1 protein-coding gene is annotated in these 385 nt (G+C 55.8%); it reads left to right on the forward strand.

Annotated features, from left to right (window positions below; translation table 11 throughout):
- On the forward strand, window positions 1-385 hold a 385-nt coding region (locus tag A7976_RS11870), incomplete at both ends, for a pyruvate kinase (protein WP_240483870.1).

The following is a 385-nucleotide window of genomic DNA, read 5'->3' on the forward strand; positions in this document are numbered from 1 at the left end:
GTGGCGAAGATCTGAACTATGCCCGTCGCCTGGCACGCGATGCAGGATGTGATGCGAAAATTGTTGCCAAGGTTGAACGTGCGGAAGCCGTTTGCAGCCAGGATGCAATGGATGACATCATCCTCGCCTCTGACGTGGTAATGGTTGCACGTGGCGACCTCGGTGTGGAAATTGGCGACCCGGAACTGGTCGGCATTCAGAAAGCGTTGATCCGTCGTGCGCGTCAGCTAAACCGAGCGGTAATCACGGCGACCCAGATGATGGAGTCAATGATTACTAACCCGATGCCGACGCGTGCAGAAGTCATGGACGTAGCAAACGCTGTTCTGGATGGTACTGACGCTGTGATGCTGTCTGCAGAAACTGCCGCTGGGCAGTATCCGTC

Source organism: Methylobacillus sp. MM3, assembly GCF_001645185.1.
Lineage (GTDB): Bacteria > Pseudomonadota > Gammaproteobacteria > Burkholderiales > Methylophilaceae > MM2.